The 17,933-nt window shown below is 69.2% G+C and carries 16 protein-coding genes; 11 read left to right on the forward strand and 5 right to left on the reverse strand.

Annotation, left to right across the window (positions count from 1 at the left end; genetic code table 11):
- Positions 1-31: 31 nt before the first annotated feature.
- Complete coding sequence (locus KLK06_RS32460) at positions 32-445, forward strand: HIT family protein (RefSeq protein WP_214639487.1); 414 nt, start codon at positions 32-34, stop codon at positions 443-445.
- Here KLK06_RS32460 and KLK06_RS32465 read toward each other — a convergent pair.
- Entirely contained in the window at positions 423-1,646 is a 1,224-nt protein-coding gene (locus tag KLK06_RS32465; RefSeq protein WP_214639488.1) for an OFA family MFS transporter, read from the reverse strand. The genes KLK06_RS32460 and KLK06_RS32465 overlap by 23 nt on opposite strands.
- On the reverse strand, positions 1,643-3,832 hold the full coding sequence (locus KLK06_RS32470; protein WP_214639489.1) for an FdhF/YdeP family oxidoreductase: 2,190 nt from the start codon (positions 3,830-3,832) through the stop codon (positions 1,643-1,645). The genes KLK06_RS32465 and KLK06_RS32470 overlap by 4 nt, the downstream gene beginning before the upstream one ends.
- A 77-nt stretch (positions 3,833-3,909) precedes the next feature.
- On the opposite strand from KLK06_RS32470, the gene KLK06_RS32475 reads away from it, so the two are divergent.
- Genes KLK06_RS32475 through KLK06_RS32490 form a run of 4 tightly spaced genes read left to right on the forward strand, consistent with a single transcriptional unit; the run spans position 3,910 to position 7,765 of the window.
- The gene (locus tag KLK06_RS32475; RefSeq protein ID WP_214639490.1) at positions 3,910-5,088 is read left to right on the forward strand and encodes a sensor histidine kinase; all 1,179 of its coding nucleotides are present in this window, start codon (positions 3,910-3,912) and stop codon (positions 5,086-5,088) included.
- Positions 5,089-5,121: 33 nt separating this feature from the next.
- Positions 5,122-5,871: a LytTR family DNA-binding domain-containing protein gene (locus KLK06_RS32480; RefSeq protein WP_214639491.1), complete on the forward strand. Its 750-nt coding sequence runs from the start codon at positions 5,122-5,124 to the stop codon at positions 5,869-5,871.
- Positions 5,868-6,281 carry a hypothetical protein gene (locus KLK06_RS32485; RefSeq protein WP_250906351.1) on the forward strand — a complete coding sequence of 138 codons (414 nt, stop codon included), beginning with the start codon at positions 5,868-5,870 and terminating at the stop codon, positions 6,279-6,281. The genes KLK06_RS32480 and KLK06_RS32485 overlap by 4 nt, the downstream gene beginning before the upstream one ends.
- Positions 6,278-7,765, forward strand: coding sequence for a cation acetate symporter (locus KLK06_RS32490; protein WP_214639492.1), 1,488 nt, complete (start codon positions 6,278-6,280; stop codon positions 7,763-7,765). The genes KLK06_RS32485 and KLK06_RS32490 overlap by 4 nt, the downstream gene beginning before the upstream one ends.
- Positions 7,766-7,774: 9 nt before the next feature.
- Here the strand turns inward: KLK06_RS32490 and KLK06_RS32495 are convergent, their stop codons facing one another.
- The gene (locus KLK06_RS32495; protein ID WP_214639493.1) at positions 7,775-8,743 is read right to left on the reverse strand and encodes a LacI family DNA-binding transcriptional regulator; all 969 of its coding nucleotides are present in this window, start codon (positions 8,741-8,743) and stop codon (positions 7,775-7,777) included.
- A 161-nt stretch (positions 8,744-8,904) separates the two neighbouring features.
- Between KLK06_RS32495 and KLK06_RS32500 the strand changes: the two genes are divergently transcribed.
- From KLK06_RS32500 to KLK06_RS32515, 4 genes are read left to right on the forward strand one after another with little or no spacing between them, the layout of a single operon-like run.
- A complete protein-coding gene (locus KLK06_RS32500; RefSeq protein WP_214639494.1) occupies positions 8,905-10,068 on the forward strand; it encodes a PLP-dependent aspartate aminotransferase family protein in 1,164 nt (387 codons plus the stop codon).
- Between the two features lie 34 nt (positions 10,069-10,102).
- Positions 10,103-11,356, forward strand: a complete 1,254-nt coding sequence (locus tag KLK06_RS32505; RefSeq protein ID WP_214639495.1) for a sugar ABC transporter substrate-binding protein — start codon at positions 10,103-10,105, stop codon at positions 11,354-11,356.
- Entirely contained in the window at positions 11,353-12,255 is a 903-nt protein-coding gene (locus KLK06_RS32510; RefSeq protein ID WP_214639496.1) for a carbohydrate ABC transporter permease, read from the forward strand. The genes KLK06_RS32505 and KLK06_RS32510 overlap by 4 nt, the downstream gene beginning before the upstream one ends.
- Positions 12,252-13,067, forward strand: a complete 816-nt coding sequence (locus KLK06_RS32515) for a carbohydrate ABC transporter permease (protein ID WP_214639497.1) — start codon at positions 12,252-12,254, stop codon at positions 13,065-13,067. Before KLK06_RS32510 ends, KLK06_RS32515 begins: the two co-directional genes overlap by 4 nt.
- Here the strand turns inward: KLK06_RS32515 and KLK06_RS62560 are convergent, their stop codons facing one another.
- Positions 13,068-14,165 (reverse strand): helix-turn-helix transcriptional regulator, encoded by a 1,098-nt coding sequence (locus tag KLK06_RS62560; RefSeq protein WP_214639498.1) that lies wholly within the window; start codon positions 14,163-14,165, stop codon positions 13,068-13,070.
- Between the two features lie 259 nt (positions 14,166-14,424).
- Here KLK06_RS62560 and KLK06_RS32525 point away from each other — a divergent pair, with 259 nt between their 5' ends.
- Both KLK06_RS32525 and KLK06_RS32530 read left to right on the forward strand, forming a co-directional pair.
- A complete protein-coding gene (locus KLK06_RS32525; protein ID WP_214639499.1) occupies positions 14,425-14,754 on the forward strand; it encodes a DUF485 domain-containing protein in 330 nt (109 codons plus the stop codon).
- Positions 14,751-16,361 carry a cation acetate symporter gene (locus tag KLK06_RS32530; RefSeq protein WP_214639500.1) on the forward strand — a complete coding sequence of 537 codons (1,611 nt, stop codon included), beginning with the start codon at positions 14,751-14,753 and terminating at the stop codon, positions 16,359-16,361. The genes KLK06_RS32525 and KLK06_RS32530 overlap by 4 nt, the downstream gene beginning before the upstream one ends.
- A gap of 24 nt (positions 16,362-16,385) precedes the next feature.
- Here the strand turns inward: KLK06_RS32530 and KLK06_RS32535 are convergent, their stop codons facing one another.
- Positions 16,386-17,885 (reverse strand): APC family permease, encoded by a 1,500-nt coding sequence (locus tag KLK06_RS32535; protein WP_214639501.1) that lies wholly within the window; start codon positions 17,883-17,885, stop codon positions 16,386-16,388.
- Positions 17,886-17,933 lie beyond the last annotated feature (48 nt).

The following is a 17,933-nucleotide window of genomic DNA, read 5'->3' on the forward strand; positions in this document are numbered from 1 at the left end:
AGCGAAGAAGGCGGCCCGATAGGGTCGGCCGGTGAGCAACGACCTGTTCTGCGAGATCGTCGCGGGCGAGCGGCCCGCCCACATCGTCCACTCCGACGAGGTTGTGGTCGCCTTCCTTGACACCCGCCCGGTCTTCAAGGGCCACGTGCTGGTCGTACCGAGGCTCCATGTCGAGACGTTCGGCGACCTCGGCGACGTCGGCCCGTTCTTCGAGCGGGTCCAGTTGGTGACCCGCGCGGTCGAGGAGGGGCTGGAGGCGGCGGGCACGTTCGTCGCGATGAACAACCGGATCAGCCAGAGCGTGGCGCATCTGCATGTCCACGTGGTGCCGCGCAACCCGAAGGACGGGTTGCGCGGTTTCTTCTGGCCACGCACCAAGTACGCCTCGGAGGAGGAGGCCGGCTCCTACGCCGAGCTGATCTCTAAAGCGCTTCCTGCGGGATGACCTGCTCGGCCTTCGGCGGCCGGGTGACGAGCGGCAGCACGATGGCCACCAGCGCCATGATCCCGATCACGGTGAACGCCGTCGTGTAGTTGTCGCCCGAGATCAGCGTGGCCGCGAGCAGCGGCCCGACGATCCCGCCGACGCTCCACGCCACGATCATCAGCCCGTAGATGGCCCCCGCGTTGCGCAGGCCGAAGAAGTCGCCCGCGGTGGCGGGCATGGTGCCGAACCCGCCGCCGTAGCAGAGATAGACCACCGCCGACAGGATAGCGAACACGGCCACCTGCGAGGCGTGGCCGAGCAGCAGGAAGCAGACGCCCTGCAGGCCGAGCATTCCGGCGAAGGCGAGCATCCGCCCGGTCCGTTCCGAGAGCCAGCCCCAGAAGATCCGCCCGGCGCCGTTGAACAGCCCCATGACGCCGGTCAGCGTGGCCGCGGCGGCCGCCGTGTAGCCGGCGACGGACGTGGCGGCCGAGCTGATCACCGAGATGAGCGCGATGCCCGCCGTCACGTTGAGGCAGAGGATGGCGGCCAGCAGGTACCACTGCGGCGTACGCAGCGCCTCACCCTGCGTGTACTCGCGCCCGCTGGCGGCGATCCGCCCGGTCGCGGCGACCTGGTAATCGGCCGGCGGATTGCGGAAGAAGAACGAGCCCACCAGCGTCATCACCAGGTACGCGACACCCAGCGTGAGGAACGCCCTGGTCGGCACCGCCGCGTTGGCCTCGACCAGCCGCTGCGCGACGGGCGAGGTCACCACGGCGCCGAAGCCGAAGCCGCCCACCGCGATCCCGGTGATCAGGCCGCGCTTGTCCGGGAACCACTTCTGCAGCATGGCGATCGGCACGATGTAGCCGAGCCCGAGGCCGAAGCCCGCGATGACGCCGTAGCCGAGGATGAGCAGCCACAGCCGCGCGTGATCGGTGGCGAAGCCGGCCAGCAGGATGCCGATCGAGTAGAGCACGCCGCCCGCCATGGCCACCGGCCGCGGACCGCGTACGTCCTGGATCCGGCCGCCGATGTAGGTGCCCAGGAAGATCATGCCGATCGTCACCGAGAACGGCAGCGCGGCCTCGGCCTTGGTGAGGTCGAAGTCGCTCACCTTGGCCTGGAGCGCCTTGGAGAACACGCTCCAGGAGTAGACGGCGCCGAGCGCGAGCTGGAAGAGCACCGCGGCGCCCGCGAGTAACCAGCGATTCATTCGACCGTCACCACCGCGTTGTAGTCGGGGATGCCCGCCTGGGGCGAGCGCTTGTGCCGGTCGATGAGCACTTCGCCCTCCGGCCAGTGGACCTGCAGGTTGCCCGGTGCGACGGGGGCGTGCACGACGCGCCCGGTCAGCTCGCCGGTCTCGCTCCTCAGCCGTACGGGGTCGCCGTTCTTCAGGCCGAGCCGGTCGGCGTCGAGCGGGTTCATGAGCACGGCCTCGCGGGTGGCGCCGGTGAGGGCGTCGCGCTTCTCGTACACCATGGAGTTGAACTGCTTGCCCCTGCGGGTGGTGAGCAGGAACGAGCCGTCGGGGCGGGTCAGCGGTGGCACCTCGACCACCGAGAAGTGCGCCCGGCCGTCGGGGGTGGGGAACTTCCAGCCGACGCAGAGCAGTGGGCCGCCGTACTGGAGGTTGTCGCCCTTGGCCTTGAGGCCTTCGATGCCGGCGTAGGAGGGGACGGAGCGGGCGATGTCCTCGCGGATCTGCGGCGTGCCGGTATAGCGCACCTGTCCTGAAATTTCGGGACGTGTGCGGGCGGCCAGTTCGGTGGTGATCTTCCACTCCGGCCACGCTTCCGGGACGCGCGGGCCGGGGATCTCGGGGGAGAAGATGATCCGCCGCTCCGTGGAGGTGGCCGTGACCCCGCCGATCATCTCGTACCGGGTCTGGGCGGGCAGCAGGAGCACCGCGGCGCCGGGCTCCACCAGCATCTGGCTCGACAGGCAGATGTCGATGTGCACCCGCAGCGGGATCCGGGCCAGCGCCTGGCGGCAGGAGGCCGGGTCGGGCAGGACCTCCAGGAAGTTGCCGCCGCTGGAGATCAGCACGTCCAGGTCGGCCTCCAGCATCTCGGGCGCGGTACGGCCGGGCGACGAGGGCACCTCGAAGCCCCACAGTGCCGCGAACGTGGCGGCGTTCTCCGGGGTGACGGCCAAGCCGCCCGGCAGTGCCGTGCTGTAGGCGCCCATCTCGGCGCCGCCCTGCACGCCGCTGTGACCGCGAATCGGCATCAGCCCGGACTTCTCGCGGCCCACGAAGCCCTTGCTGAGCCCCAGGTTGATGATCGACCGGACGTTGTCCTCGCCGAACTCGTGCTGGGTGATGCCCATCGACCACACCAGCACGGCGGTCTTCGCCTCGAAGAGCATCCGGGCCAGCTCGCGCATGTCGTCTTCCGACGCCCCGGAGATCGCGCTCAGCTCCTCGAACGAGCGCTTGCTGAGAGACTCGGCCAGCTCCGGATAACCCGCGGTGTGCGAGTCGACGAACTCGTGGTCCACCCAGTTGTTCTCGATCATCATCTTGAGCACGCCGCTCAGGAACGCGATGTCGCCGCCCACGTTCACCAGGAAGAACCGGTCGGCGATCCTGGTGCCGAAGACGGCGCTCTCGATGTTCGACGGCACCCAGTACTTGTCCATGCCGGGCTCGCGATAGGTGTTGACCACCGCGACCTTCGTGCCCTCCTTCTTGGCGTGGTAGAGGTACTTCATCGCGACGGGCTGGTTGTTGGCCACGTTCGAGCCGATGAAGACGATCAGGTCGCTGCCGATCCAGTCCGTGTAGGAGCAGGTGGTGGCCGCCACGCCGAGCGACCCCTTCAGCGCCACGGTCGACGGCGAGTGGCAGACCCTGGCCGCGTTGTCGATCGAGTTGCCGCCCAGCGCGCGCACGGCCTTCTGCGCGGCGAAGTAGTTCTCGTTGGGTTCGCCGCGGCTGGTCATGTAGAGGCCGAACCTGTCCGGGCCGGCCTGCCGGAGCCGGTCGGCGGCCAGGTCCAGGGCCTCGTCCCAGCCGATCCGCCGGAACCCGGCCTCGCCGCTCTCCCGCAGCATCGGGTACGGCAGCCGGCCCAGGTCGCGTAACTCGGCGCTGCTCATGGCCGACAGCTTCGACACGTCGGACAGCAGCCCGCCGTCCAGCGGCGGCATCGTGTTGAGCCGCAGCAGCCGCAGGCGGATGTTGCACAGATGGACCTCGTCCATCGTCCAGTCGCGCATGCCGGTGGTGCCGAGCGCGCAGCCGTCACAGGCGCCGTCACGCAGGATCCGCCAGGCATACCGCCGTTGACCGCGGTTCTCGCGGACGGCCTTCCAGATCTCGAGGTAGTTGTTGGGCTTCTGCTCGCCGAGCCCGAACGGTTTCAGGCCGGCCCAGTTCTTCGGATCGAGGCCCATGACAGAACTCCTTGCCGTTTGTCGGAACGTAGATCCGGACTGTGAAAGCGTCAAGGTGCCCACTAAGCTCCGGCGGCGTGGAATACCTGGTCGGATTCGCCGTGGTGACCGTGCTCGTGGGCGTGCCCGCGATCGTGCTCTGGCGGGTCCTGCGCGGCCGGCGCGAGCTGGGCACCAGCCCGGCGGAGCGGGCCACGTTCGAGACCCTGCACACCGCGTCCCTGGCGGGGCCGCCGCTGCGCGCCGGGCTGACCGAGGAGGGCGCGCAGAAGGCCTCGCGGCACCTGCGTACGCTGCTCGGCTCGTCGGCGCTGGCGATCACCGACGGCGAGCGGCTGCTCGTCTACGACGGCGCGGGCGAGCACCACGCGAGGCAGGCGTTCGAGCACGCGGGAGCGACGCTGAAGGACGGCCGCATCCAGGTGCTCGCCATCGAGTGCGAGCTGCTCGAATGCCCGATCAGGAACGCCGTGGTCGTGCCGCTCAGCACCGACGACCGGGTCGTCGGCGCGCTGGCGGCCTACGGCCCGCACGCCTCGGCGGGGCTGGTCAAGGCCGCCCAGGAGGTGGCCGGCTGGGTGGACTCGCAGCTCGAGCTGGCCGAGCTGGACCGCTCCCGCACGCTCCTGATGGAGGCGGAGGTACGGGCGCTGCGGGCGCAGATCTCGCCGCACTTCATCTACAACTCGCTCACCACGATCGCGTCGTTCGTCCGCACCGACCCGGAACGCGCCCGCGAGCTGCTGCTGGAGTTCGCCGACTTCACCCGCTACTCCTTCCGCCGGCACGGTGAGTTCACCACGCTGGCCGAGGAGCTGCGCTCGATCGACCGCTACCTGATCCTCGAGCGCGCCCGCTTCGGCGACCAGCTCCAGGTGACGCTCCGCATCGCCCCCGAGGTGCTGCCCGTGGCGGTGCCGTTCCTCTGCCTGCAGCCGCTGGTGGAGAACGCCGTCCGCCACGGCCTGGAGAGCAAGAACGGCGTCGGCCGCATCACGATCGTCGCCGAGGACGCCGGAGCCGAGTGCCGCATCGGCGTCGAGGACGACGGCCTCGGCATGGAGCCCGACCGGCTGCGCCGCATCCTCGCAGGTGAGGTGGCCCCCACGGGCGGGGTGGGGCTGGCCAACGTGGACGAGCGGCTCCGCCAGGTGTACGGAGACGAGTACGGGCTGGTCGTCGAGACGGGCCCCGGCGCGGGCACGAAGGTCAACATCAGGTTGCCGAAATATCACCCCGGCGTCTCAGCCCGTTGACCTCGATCTTTGTTGTCTGTTTTATCACTGTCTATGGCACAACTCCGGGTCCTCGCCGTTGACGACGAGCTACCCGCTCTGGAAGACCTGTCGTACTTACTCCGCGCCGACCCCCGCATCGGGGAGGTGGCCACCGCCAGGGACGGTGCCGCGGCGCTGAGGCTGCTCGACCGTGCCATCGCCGACGGCCGGCCGATCGACGCCGTCTTCCTCGACATTCGGATGCGCGGGCTGGACGGGGTGGTGCTCGGGCGGCTGCTGTCGCAGTTCGCCAACCCGCCGCGGGTCGTGTTCGTCACCGCGTACGAGGAGCACGCGGTCGACGCCTTCGAGATCAAGGCCGAGGACTACCTCCTCAAACCGGTGCGCCCGGAACGGCTGGCCGAGGCGATCAGGCGGGTGGCCGTCTCGGTCGACGTGCCGGTCGAACTCGGCGAGTCCGACACGATCCCGGTCGAGCTGGGCGGGGTGACCCGGTTCGTGTCCAGCGCCGACGTCGTGTACGTCGAGGCGCACGGCGACTACGCCCGCCTGCACACCGCCACGGGCAACCACCTGGTACGCATCCCGCTGGCCACGCTGGAGGAGCGCTGGGCCTCGGCCGGGTTCGTCCGGGTGCACCGCAGCCATCTGGTCGCGGTCAAGCACATCGAGGAGCTGCACATCGACTCGGGCAAGTGCATGGTCCGGGTGGGCGACACCGAGATCCCGGTCAGCCGCCGCCACACCCGCGAGCTGCGCGACCTGCTCGTCCGCAGAGCCAAGAGAGGACGGCTGGAGTGAGCCCGGAACCCCGCCCCGCCCGCCGGGTGCCGCTCGCCCGCCACGACACGGCCCGCCGGGTCACGGTGACCAGCCCCAGAACCGCCGCCGCCCGCCGCCCGCGCTTCCCGGCCACTCGCGAGATCGACGAGCAGACGCATCTCGGCGAGGTGTACATGCGCTCGCTGCTGCGGACCCAGTTCCGCCTCGCGCTGTTCGTCTGCACCGTGCTGGGGTGCGTGGTGTGTGGCCTGCCGCTGCTGTTCCTGGCCATCCCGGAGCTGCGCGAGGTGGACCTGCTGGGCATCCCGTTCCCGTGGGCGGTGCTCGCCGGCCTCATCTATCCCGCCTTCGTCGTGGGCGCCTGGCTCTACGTACGGCAGGCCGAACGCAACGAGCGCCACTTCGCCGACCTGGTCGAACGCCCATGAGCCTGATCGCGGTCGTCGTCGTGGTGGTGGCGGCCGTGCTCATCGGGGCGTTCGGCATCCGGTTCTCCCGGACGACCTCCGACTTCTACGTCGCCTCCCGCTCGGTCAGCCCGTTGTGGAACGCCTCGGCGATCGGCGGCGAGTATCTGTCGGCGGCGTCGTTCCTCGGGGTGGCGGGGCTGATCCTGTCGTACGGCGCCGACATGCTGTGGCTGCCCGTCGGCTGGACCGGCGGCTACCTCGTGCTGCTCGTGCTGGTGTCCGCGCCGCTGCGCCGCTCGGGGGCGTACACGCTGCCCGACTTCGCCGAGGCCAGGCTGGAGTCGATGACCGTGCGCCGCACGGCCAGCGTGCTGGTGGTGCTCATCGGCTGGCTCTACCTGATGCCGCAGTTCCAGAGCGCGGGCCTGGTGCTGCGGACGGTCACGGGGGCGCCGGTGTGGGTGGGCGGGCTGCTGGTGGCGGTCGTGGTCGCGGTCAACGTGCTGTCGGGCGGCATGCGGTCGATCACGTTCGTGCAGGCCTTCCAGTACTGGCTCAAGCTGACGGCGCTGGCCGTGCCGCTGGTGTTCCTGCTCATGGCCTGGCACACCGACGGGCGGCCCGCGGTGAGCGTGGCCGACGCGGTGACCTGGCAGGTGCCGCTCGCCGGCGGCAAGGAGTACGGCCTGTACTCGACCTACTCGCTGATCCTGGCCACGTTCCTGGGCACGATGGGCCTGCCGCACGTGCTCGTCCGCTTCTACACCAACCCGGACGGCCGGGCCGCCCGCCGCACCACGCTCGTGGTGCTGTCGCTGCTCGGCGCCTTCTACCTGCTGCCCGCGCTGTACGGCTGGCTGGGCCGGATGTACGCGCCCGACCTGGTGCGGACCGACGCGGTCGTGCTGACCCTGCCGGGCCGGATGATCGGCGGCACCCTGGGCGATGTGCTGACCGCGCTGGTCACGGCGGGGGCGTTCGCGGCGTTCCTGTCCACCTCGTCGGGGCTGACCGTGTCGGTGGCCGGGGTGATCGCCCAGGACCTGCTGAAGGGCGGCGTCCGCTCGTTCAGGGCCGCGACGCTGATGGCGGTCGCCGTGCCGCTGGTCCTGGCGCTGTGGGCGCGAGCGCTGCCGGTGGCGGACGTGGTGGGGCTGGCGTTCGCGGTGGCGGCCTCGTCGTTCTGCCCGCTGCTCGTGCTCGGCATCTGGTGGCGCCGGCTCAGCACCACGGGCGCGCTGGCCGGACTGTTCGTGGGCGGCGGCCTGGCCAGCGCGGCGGTGCTGGCCACGATCACCGGCGGCCCGTACGACGGGATCGCCGGCGCGCTGCTGGCCCAGCCGGCCGCCTGGACGGTGCCGATCGCGTTCGCGGTGATGGTGTCGGTGTCGTTCCTGACGCCGCACCGGGTCCCGGCGGGCGTGGCGCGGACCATGGTCCGGCTGCACACGCCCGAGGACCTCGACCTCGACCGCGGCGACTGGCGGCCCCGCTCGGCCTAGGGGTTCGTTTCAAGGGGGCAGCTCGCCGGAGCCGCGGGCGACCAGCTCGACCGGGACCTCGACCCGCCGCGGTGTGTCCGAGCGGTCCAGGAGCAGGTCCACCGCGCTCCGCCCCAGCCGCGTCACGTCGTAGCGCACCACCGTCACCCCCGGGTTGAACACGTCCGCCAGGGCGAAGTCGTCGAACCCCACGTACGCGGGGCGTTCGGGCCGCTCGCGCAGCGCCTGGAGGATGCCGATCGCGGCCCGGTTGTTGGTGGCGAAGAACGCCGTCGGCGGGTCGGCCAGCGACAGCAGCCGGGTCACCTCCTGCCCGGCCCGCCATGGGTCGAACACCCCCCGCACCACCAGCGACTCGTCCACCGGCACCCCCGCCTCCCGCAGCGCCGCGCGGTAGCCGCAGGCGCGGTCGTGGACCGAGCTGAACGCTTCGTCGTCGGAGATCAGCCCGATGCGCCGGTGCCCGCGCGCCAGCAGGTGCTCTGTCGCGATCCGCCCGCCCCTGACGTCGTCCAGCAGCACCACGTCCGCCTGCTCCAGGCCGTGCGGCACCCGGTCCACGAACACCGTGGTGAGGCCGCCGTGCTCGGCGAGCCAGCCGTGGTCGGCGGCCGACGGCACGATGATCAGCGAGTCGACACCCCGGGCGTACATGGACTCCACGAGCATCCGCTCCCGCTCCGGCCGTTCCTCGTACGAGCCGAAGACCACCAGCGCCTCGTGCTCGGCCGCCGCCGCCTCCACCGCCTTGGCCAGGCGGGAGTAGAACTCGTTGGAGATGTTCTCCATGATCAGGCCGAGCGTCAGCATGGTGGCACGCCGGGCCAGGCGGCTGGCCGCCTCGTTGCGGCGGAAGCCGAGCGCGCTGATCGCCGCCTGCACCCGCTGCTGCACCGGGGCGCTCACGTGGGGCTCCTGGTTGACCACCCGCGAGACGGTCTTCAGGCTCACACCCGCGTGCCTGGCCACGTCTGCCATGGTCGGCAGGCGGCGGCTACGCTCCGTGCTTATGGCCTCACTTCGTGAGGCGGGCTCGGTCGCCTCACGCCGCCGCCTTCCCCCGTCGCTCTGGTCGCTACGCTCCCGGCGCTCCTCCTCCAGGCGACGGCGCTCCCTCGCTGCTGTCATATGGTGCCCCCATGGATGATGAATGGATCTGTGGCCGGCTGGGCGAGGACGAACCGTGGATGCTGGGCGCGGTCAACCCGCCGGTGTTCGAGAACTCCCTGTTCACCTTCGAGACGGCCGGTGAGCTGGGTGAGGCCATCAAGAACGAGGACGAGCGCTACGTCTACTGGCGGGGCACCAACCCGACGGTCGATCTGGCGCAGCGCAAGCTCGCCGCGCTGGAGCGGGGGGAGCGGGCCAAGTGCTTCGCCTCCGGCATGGGCGCGATCGCCGCGACGATCTCCTCGCTGGTCAAGGCCGGTGACCACGTGCTGGTGCTGGGCGCGGTCTATGGGCCCACCACGCAGTTTCTGCGTTACCTGGAGAAGTTCGGCGTCACGCATACGCACGTCGATGATCTCGAAGGCTGTGACAGCGCTATCAGGGCGAGCACCCGCCTACTCTACTTCGAGTCTCCCTCCTACATGGCCTACGCGGTCGTGGACATCGCCGAAGTGACCGCGTGGGCGCGCGAGCGCGGGCTGGTGAGCGTGATGGACAACACCTGGTCCACGCCGATCTTCCAGAAGCCGCTGACGCTCGGCGTGGACCTGGTCGTGCACTCACTGTCGAAGTACATCGGCGGCCATAGCGACCTGGTCGGCGGCGTGGTGGTCGGGCCGTCGCGGCTCATCAGGCCGCTGGCGCTGACCGAGTACCAGCTCTACGGGGCGGCCATGTCGCCGCACGACGCGGCCAAGGTGATCAAGGGGCTGCGGACGCTGCCGGTGCGGATGGCGGCGCACCAGGAGCGGGGGCTGGCGGTGGCCGGGTTCCTGGCGGAGCATCCGGCGGTGCGGACGGTCAACTATCCGGGGCTGCCCTCACATCCCGGCCACGCGCTGGCACTGCGCCAGATGTCCGGCTTCTCAAGCCTGTTCAGCCTGGAACTGGCCACCGAGTCCCGGCCGGTGGTCGCAGCATTCCTCGATTTGCTGCGATATTTCAGGATCGGGGTGTCTTGGGGAGGTTTTGAGAGTCTGGTCAACGCGCCCGCGCTCTCGACCGAGGAGAGCGTACGAGCGACCATGGGCATCCCGATCGGGCTGGTCCGCCTGTCGGTCGGGCTGGAGGCCGCCGACACGTTGATCAAGGACCTCGGTCTAGCGCTGGAGGGTGTCGGTCCCCTAGCGTGATTGACAGCGCTGTCTTTCCTCTCTGGAGGCTCAGATGAGAACCCCCCTGCTTGCGGTCTTCGCTGCCGCGACACTGATGCTCGCGGGCTGCGGCTCCGGGTCGTCCTCGGGAGAGGTACGGCTGCGCATGATCGAAAGCCTGACCAGTCCCGAGCGTACGAAGCTGATCAAGACCTTGATCGCGGACTTCGAGAAGGCGAACCCGAAGATCAAGGTGGAGCTGATCTCGCCGCCGCTCGACAGCGCCGACCAGAAGATCACCCAGATCCTGCAGACGAAGAAGGGTCTGGACGTGCTGGAGGTCCGCGACCACACGGTCAAGTCCTTCTCCAACAACGGCTGGCTGGCCGAGCTGCCGACCACGGACTGGGCGGGCTGGTCGGACCTGACGGAGCTGGCCCAGAAGAAGGCGGTCGAGGTCGGCGGCAAGCCGTACCTCATCCCGTACGGCTTCTATGAGCGCACGCTGTTCTACCGGACCGACTGGGGCATGGCCCAGCCGCCCACGACCTGGCAGGAGCTCTACGAGGCCGGCAAGAAGATGACCTCGGGCGACAGGTTCGGCTACTCCTTCAGGGGCGGCAAGGGCGGCGCCGACTACGTGGTCCAGATGATCAGCGCCTACAACGGCGAGGACCTGAACCCCGAGAAGTCCTTCTTCCTCAAGGACAAGCGGACGATCTTCTCGACCCCCGAGGCGGTCCAGGCCACGGACCTGTTCGTGAAGATCTTCAAGGAGGCGTCGCCGCCCGACTCGGTGTCGTGGGGCTACCCGGAGATGGTCCAGGGCTTCACCGCGGGCGTCACCGGCATGCTCATCCAGGACCCCGAGGTGATCAAGACGGTCGAGGAGAGCTCGGTCAAGGCCTGGTCCACGGCCCCGATACCCAAGGGCCCGTCGGGGTACGCCTTCCAGCCGGTCGGCTATGCCGGCTGGGGCGTGACGTCCTTCAGCGAGCACCCGAAGGAGGCGGTCAAGCTGGTGCAGTTCCTGTCGGAGGCCAAGCAGAGCATCGCCTTCGCCAAGGGCAACTCGCTCATCCCGATCTCCAAGCAGGCCCAGAGTGACCCGCAGTTCTCCCAGGGCGCCTGGAAGGCCTACCTCCAGGCGCAGCAGGACCCCAAGCAGGTGATCACGATCCGGCCGGTCGACTACCCGGGCTGGAGCCAGTTCCTGGTCGACTCCGACCGTGACGTGCAGGCGCTGATCACCGGAAAGAAGACCACGGCCGAGGTGCTCAAGTCGTGGGACGCGTTCTGGACGGACCAGGCGAAGAAGGTCTCGTGAGCCTGGGATCGGCCAGACCCGCGTTCTCCGTCCGCAAGGCCAGGTTCATCGCGCTGTGCCTGCTGCCCGGTGTGGTGTTCGTGGTGCTCTTCACGTACTACCCGATGATCCGCGGCGCGGTGATCGCCTTCCAGCAGTACAACCTGTTCGACCTGACCTCGACGCCGTTCGTGGGCCTGGCGAACTTCCGGGCGGTGCTGGCCGAGGACCGGTTCTGGATGGCGCTCCGCAACACCGGCACGTGGGTGGTCGTATCGCTGTTCTTCCAATTCGTCCTCGGCTTCGGGTTAGCGCTGTTGCTGCGGCGGCACTTCCGCGGCCGGGGGCTCTATCAGGCGTGGGTGTTCTTCCCCTGGGCGATGTCCGGGTTCCTGATCGGGCTGCTGTGGCGGTGGATGTTCAACGGGCAGTTCGGCGTGATCAACGACCTGCTGCTCAGGACCGGGATCATCGAGCACCGCATCGGCTTCCTCGCGACGCCCGGCTGGGCGATGACCTCGGTGATCGTCGCCAACGTCTGGTACGGCGTGACGTTCTTCGCCATCATGATCATGGCGGCGCTGCAGTCGGTGCCGCGTGAGCTCTACGAGGCGGCGGACGTGGACGGGGCGTCACGGATCCGGCAGTTCTGGCACGTGACGCTGCCGCACATCCGGCCGACGCTGGCGCTGATCGTGCTGCTGCGGATCATCTGGATCCTGAACTTCCCCGACCTGATCTACTCCATGACCGGCGGCGGGCCCGCGGGGAGCACCGACATCATCACCACGTTCCTCATCCAGCAGGTGATCGGCGGCGACTACGGCCGAGGGGGCGCGGTCGGCATGCTCATCCTCGGTCTGCTGCTCGCCTTCACCGTCTTCTACCTCAACGCCACCCGATTCGAGAAGGCCCGATGAGACGCCTGGCCAAAGCGATCGTGCTCGGCGTCTGGCTGCTGATCACGCTCTTCCCCCTCTACTGGATCGTCATCACCTCGCTCAAGCCCAAGGCCGAGATCTTCTCGTTGCCGATCAGGTACTGGCCGGGCAAGGTGACGTTCGAGCACTACGCGGACCTGTTCTCCTTCGCCGACTTCGGTGTGTACCTGCTCAACAGCCTGCTCGTCTCGCTGGTGGCCGCCGGGGCGGTGACCATGATCGGCGTGCTCGGCGGCTACACGCTGGCCCGCTTCACCTTTCCCGGGCGCGGAGCGCTCATGCTGGCGTTCCTGGTCACCCAGATGATCCCGCTGTTCATCGCGCTCGGCCCGCTCTATCTGCTGATGTCCGACCTCGACCTGCTCAACCGGCTCGCCGGGCTCATGCTGGTGTACGTCGCCATGCTGGTGCCGTTCGCCACGATCATCATGCGCGGCTTCTACGAGCGCATCCCCGTGGCGCTTGAGGAAGCCGCGCAGGTCGACGGCGCGTCCCGGCTGGTCGCCATGGTCCGGGTGGTGATCCCGGTCATGCTGCCGGGCATCGCCGCGACGTTCATCTTCGCGTTCGTGCAGTGCTGGAACGAGCTGTTCCTGGCGATCACGTTCATCGACAGCGAGGACGCCAAGACGATCCCGGTCGCCATGAACTCCTTCATCACCCAGTACGACATCGACTGGGGCTCGATGGCCGCCGCCACCGTGGTCTCGGTGCTGCCGACGCTCGTGCTGTTCGCCGCGATCCGCCGCTACATCGTAGAAGGGCTCACCGCGGGCGCAGTCAAGGGGTGACTAGCCGGTGAGCGCGGCCATGAGCTCGTCCCTGCCGCTCGCGCCGGTCTTGCGGAAGACCGCCTTCAGGTGGTCGTTGACCGTGTGCACCGACAGGTCCAGGCGGCGGGCGATCTGCTTGGGGGCCGCGCCGTCGTGCAGGAGCTCGACGACGCTCCGTTCGCGGGGCGTGATGCCGTACCAGTCGCAGAACGAAGGGATCAGCAGCGGGCCGGTGGCCGCCTGGATGACGATGGCCACGTCGCCGCTGCCGTCGGGGTCGAGGGGCTGGCCCTCGATCGCCGTCCAGCGGCCGAAGCTGGCCGGGGGCGCGCAGATGAGCGGCCGCCAGGACTGCGGGTCGCGGGCGTACGTCCGCGTGTCGAGCGACAGCCCGATCGACGACATGTCGGCCAGCCAGTCGGGCAGGGAGCACCGGCCGGGTCGCCACATCTGCGCCAGCCAGGCGCGGGCCTGCGGCGAGACGGCGCGGACGGTGTGGTCGGGGCCCACCACGATCAGTCCTGCGGGCAGCGCCGGGAACGACGGCGTCAGCGGCGCGCCGGTCACGTAGCGGCGCAGCGCGGCCAGCAGCGCCGGGCCGAGCCGTAGCGCCCGGTCGGCGTCCTCGAGGCCGAACGGCCGGCCGCCCTCCGAGCGGATCAGCCCGAGCAGGCCCCATACGCCGTGGGAGTCACGCAGCAGCAGCCGGAGCTCGCAGCCCGCACCGTGCGCCAGCAGCACCTCCCGGATCAGCCGGTCGCCGTGCAGGTCGCAGGGCCCGTCGCCGTGCTGCTTGCAGGGACTGCCGCGGTGTCCGGTGCCCACCAGGCCCACCGGCACCGGCTGGCGGGCGAGCGCGGCCGGGCGGCACGGATCGCCGTCGAGGTAGCGGTGCATCGCGAGCGCGCCGATGAGCGCTGGGTCGTAGCGGTGCCAGAAGCTGAAGGACCCGAGTCCCAGCCCGGTCGCTGGGCTGGTGCCCACCAGCCGCAGCGCGTCGTGGCTCACCCACTTCGAGATGGCGCGCGAGATCGCCTCGCCCAGTTCGTCCGGCTTTGCTCCCTGCTCCATCGCCGCGTAGAGCTCGCGGGCCAGCCGATCCTGCGATGGAATCACGCGGATCAGATCAGCATGCCGGAAGGTCTCACGACAATCGCCGCTCAGGGTAGTCATTTGAGTACGCAGAGTAAGGCGAGAATTTCCCGGTTCAGCGCAGCCCTGAACCGTTCATCGCGTGGAAAGGACCTTTCATCGCATCCCCGCCCCAACTAGGCGCTGAGCTGCGGCGGCTCGTCGAACCACACGTCCCCGGGCCTCCACGCGGGGTAGGTTGCGCTCCTATCTTGTGCGTGATCCGCATCACAGTGGAGGGCTCGTGACGACTAAAGAACATGACGCATCCGTCTATGAAGACATCCAAGCAAGCGCTGAGTTCCAGGACCTGAAGCGGCGCTTCCGGCGGTGGACGTTCCCGATGACCGCGGCCTTCCTGGCGTGGTACCTGCTCTATGTGGTGCTGTCCGGCTGGGCACGTGACTTCATGGGGATCAAGCTGTTCGGCAACATCAACGTGGCGCTGGTCTTCGGCCTGCTCCAGTTCGTGTCGACGTTCGCGATCGCGTGGGCCTACTCCAGGCACGCGGAGAAGCGGTTCGACCCGATCGCCGACAAGCTCCGCCACGAGGTCGAGGAGAAGATCAAGTGAAGTCGGAGACCCTGGCCACCATCCTGTTCCTGTCCTTCGTCGCGCTGACGCTGGGCATCACGTTCTGGGCCAGCAGGCAGACCAAGACGGCCGCCGACTACTACGCGGGCGGCCGGTCGTTCAGCGGCGTGCAGAACGGCTTGGCGATCGGCGGCGACTACATGTCGGCCGCGTCCTTCCTCGGCATCGCCGGCATCATCGCCCTGTCCGGCTACGACGGGTTCCTCTACTCCATCGGCTTCCTGGTGGCGTGGCTGGTCGCGCTGCTGCTGGTCGCTGAGCTGATGCGTAACTCCGGCAAGTTCACCATGGCCGACGTGCTGGCCTTCCGGATGAGCCCGCGCCCGGTCAGGACCGCCGCGGGCGTGTCCACGATCACGGTCAGCATCTTCTACCTGCTGGCCCAGATGGTCGGCGCGGGCGCGCTGGTCGGCCTGCTGCTCGGCATCACCAGCCCCTCGGGCAAGGCGTGGACGATCGTCGGGGTGGGCGCCCTGATGATCGTGTACGTGGTGTTCGGCGGCATGAAGGGCACCACCTGGGTGCAGATCGTCAAGGCCGTGCTGCTGATGACCGGCGCCGCCCTGATCACGATCCTGGTCCTGTCGCACTACGGCTTCAACCTGTCGTCCCTGCTGGGCGAAGCGGCGGCGAAGAGCGGCAAGGGCGCCAACTTCCTCATCCCCGGCCTCAAGTACGGCACGGCGGCACAGGGCCTGGCCGGCAAGATCGACCTGATCAGCCTCGGCCTCGCCCTGGTCCTCGGCACGGCGGGACTGCCGCACATCCTGATCCGCTTCTACACGGTCCCGACCGCCAAGGACGCCCGCAAGTCGGTGCTCTGGGGCATCGGCATCATCGGCGTGTTCTACCTGCTCACCCTGGTCCTCGGCTTCGGCGCGGCGGCCCTGGTCGGCGGCAAGGTGATCGCCGCCTCGGACAAGGCGGGCAACACGGCCGCACCGCTGCTGGCCAAGGCCGTCGGCGAGATCTTCCTCGGCTCGGCGGGCGGCACGATCCTGCTGGCGCTGATCGGCGCGGTGGCCTTCGCCACGATCCTGGCCGTGGTGGCCGGGCTCACGCTGGCCTCCTCCTCCAGCTTCGCGCACGACCTGTACGCGCACGTCTTTCGGCGCGGCAACGCCACCGAGCGCGAAGAGGTGCTGGTGGCCCGCATCTCGGCGTTCGTCATCGGCGCGGTGGCGATCGGCCTCGGCATCCTGGCCCAGGGGCAGAACGTCGCGTTCCTGGTGGCGCTGGCGTTCGCGGTGGCCGCCTCGGGCAACCTGCCGGCGATCCTCTACAGCCTGTTCTGGAAGAGGTTCAACACCGCGGGAGCGGTCAGCGCCATCTATGGCGGCCTGGTCTCCGCCCTCCTGCTGGTCATCTTCTCGCCGGTGGTGTCCGGGTCGGAGACTGCCCTGATCAAGGACGCCGCCTTCAACTGGTTCCCGCTGAGCAACCCGGGCATCATCTCGATCCCGTTGGGCTTCCTGTTCGGCTACCTCGGCACGATCATGAGCAAGGAGTACAACGCGGCCAAGTACGCCGAGATCGAGGTCCGCTCGCTCACCGGCGTCGGCGCTGAGCAGGCGACCAAGCACTGACACGCGCAGGTCGAGGGGCCCGGCTCAGGCCGGGCCCTTTTGCCTGCCACCCGCGCCGAGCAGGTACAGCAGGGCGCCCACCAGGAGCGAGGCCAGGGCGATGCCGCCCACCAGCCAGAACCACGTGCCGTAGGCGATCCTCGCCCCGAACAGGACGAACGAGCCGGCCTCGTTGGAGATCAGCGGCGTCCACGAGCCCGACAGCGTGGAGATCACCCCCACGAGCGAGGCCAGGGCGCCGATGATCGAGGCCACCCAGAAGACGGCGGGCGAGGCCAGCCGCCGCGCCTCGAACTGGGTCCGGTAGCGGCGCACGATGATGAGCACGTCGATGAAGAGCACCACGATCGACAGGCACCAGATGACCGTGACCGCCGCCTGCAGCACGTTGTAGACCTCGGTCTGCGCGTCGGCCGGTGCGGCCGCCGCGAAGGGCACCACGACGAACGCCACCACGGTGAAGAGCGCGGCCAGCACCGTCTGGATCCACACCGCCACGTCCGGCACCTTCTGCGCGTTGACGTGCGAGACGGCCTGGGGGAGCCGCCGGTCGAGGCCCGAGACGAAGATCAGGCGGGCGAAGGAGTAGTTGTAGACGACCGTGATGATGAAGAACATCGCCGCCAGCAGCAGCGCCACCAGCTTGCCCGCCCAGTCGCCCAGCCCGATGCCGACCGCGGCCGCCACCGAGGTGATCTGCGCGGACTTGTCCGCCGGGACCGAGACCATCACGCCCCAGGTGGCGGCGAGGTAGGCGATCATCACGGCGAGCGAGCCCCACAGCAGGTAGCGGGTGACCGCACGGTCCTGCCGGATCTCCACGCCCATGTTCAGCGGCACCTCGACGCCGAGCAGGGCCAGCACCGCCAGGCCGAAGAAGCTCCAGTTGGCGAAGTTGATCCCGTGCTCGGCCGACGGGCTCCAGGTCGCGAAGTCCCACGGGTTCGTCGCCGCCGCGTTCCCCTTCAGCAGGTGGGCGACTCCGGCCGCGAAGATCAGCAGGATGGCCAGGCCGTACGCGAGGAAGACGACGTTGACCACGTTCTGCGTCAGCCGGAACCGCAGCACGGCCAGCACGGCGGCCAGCACCAGGATCGCCACGATCAGCCCGCCCTGTGCCTGCACCGACAGGCCGCCCACGGCGGGGAAGACGAAGCCGAGGAACGAGATCGTCAGCGTGCCCGTGGCCACCATCACCAGCACGCCCGGCCACCACGCGCAGAACCCGGCGAAGAACCCCCAGAACGGTCCGAAAGCCTTGCTGGTCCATAGGTAGATCGAGCCCTCGCCGGGGAACATGGCGCCGAGCTGCCCGGTCACGATCGCGCACGGGATGAGGAACAGCGCGAACGCGATGATCCACCAGCCGAACGCGGCCGGACCGGCGCTCTGGATCACCGCGGCGTTCGTGATGAACAGCACGATCGCCACGAAGATGGCGACCATGTCGAACGTGGTGAGCACCTTCGGCAGGATCCCGCCCGCCACCCGCTCGGACAGCAGGTCGTCGCCGGACGTCGTCATGGGGCGCCCCCTCAGCAGCATCTACCTGCCAAGATCCGCCGCGCCCCG

The sequence above is a fragment of the Nonomuraea sp. NEAU-A123 genome, from assembly GCF_018603905.1.
Taxonomy (GTDB): domain Bacteria; phylum Actinomycetota; class Actinomycetes; order Streptosporangiales; family Streptosporangiaceae; genus Nonomuraea.